Origin of the sequence: Chthonomonas sp., assembly GCF_035294505.1 — a bacterium.
Classification (GTDB): domain Bacteria; phylum Armatimonadota; class Chthonomonadetes; order Chthonomonadales; family Chthonomonadaceae; genus Chthonomonas.
In genome coordinates, this window is the sequence record NZ_DATGKU010000261.1 from 1 (window position 1) to 1,148 (window position 1,148).

The window sequence follows — 1,148 nt, forward strand, 5'->3', positions numbered from 1 at the left end:
TTACGGGCGAGCGGCGGCGGTTTTAGGGGGAACGGCTGAGTGGGCCAGCTTTGCTCACCGGGCACATCGCTGGCGGGAACAGGTCTTTCTTCCATGCCGAAGACGGGCTTGCCCGTTCTGCGATCTAGGATATATAGAAAACCGGTTTTGGAAATCTCCGCTAAAGCCGGCATTTTCTCGCCATCTTTGGTGATCGTGAAGAGTACAGGAGCGGCGCTTAAGTCGTAGTCCCACAAATCATGATGCACGGTTTGGAAGTACCACTTGAGCTTGCCGGTATTGGCATCGACCGCAACGATGGAATCACCGAAAAGATTTTCTCCTTTTCGATCGCCACCATAATAGTCATAGGTCGGCTGGCCGAAGGGCATGTATAGGAGCCCGAGTTTGGGATCGATGGTCATAAAGCCCCATACGTTGGTCCCAGAACGGCTCTTCCAACTGGTATCGTCCCAAGTTTCATTTCCTGGTTCCCCTGGCTGGGGGACGGAATGAAAGCGCCAAACGAGCTTTCCACTGCGGACATCCCAGGCCCGCGTGTCACCGGATGCGCCAAGGCTCGGTGACTCCTGAACCGCGGCGCCGGTGATCACCAGATTGTTATAGACAATGGGAGGAGAATTGAGGCCATAAGGAGCGTCTGGAAATTCGTTCATGACTCCCGCCTTCATATCCACAACGCCTTCTTTGCCGAAGCCCGGAATTGGCTTGCCGGTCCGGGCGTCCAGTGCGATCAGACGACCGTCGGTGGTTCCAAATAACACACGTGCTACATGCAGCTTGTCGCCAGGCCAGTAGGCGACACCGCGAGTCGAGGGCGAGGCTCCTTGAAGGGGGTACGACCACAATTCCCGGCCAGTCACAGGGTCGAGAGCTACCACCGCATTGGGAGTGGAGAGATACATCACTCCATTGATCACAATGGGAATGGCCTCGGAGGTAAGGCCACCCCTTCCCCCATGAGAACGGCTAAGCCCTCGCTGCAGGGCGGATCTGGGTTGTGGCGTGGACTGGCCCATATGATAGGTCCAGGCGCGTACGAGTTGGTGAACATTGCCCGGATTGATTTGCGTCAAGGGGGAATATCGTGTGCCTTCTAAATCGTGGTGCGTCGCTGGCCATTCTGACGCATCCGATTGAGCCTTGAG

1 protein-coding gene is annotated in these 1,148 nt (G+C 56.4%); it reads right to left on the bottom strand.

From position 1 onward, the window contains the following. Positions 1-905: PQQ-binding-like beta-propeller repeat protein (locus VKV18_RS15755; RefSeq protein WP_324205136.1), on the bottom strand; the 905-nt coding region annotated here is incomplete at its 3' end. Positions 906-1,148 lie beyond the last annotated feature (243 nt).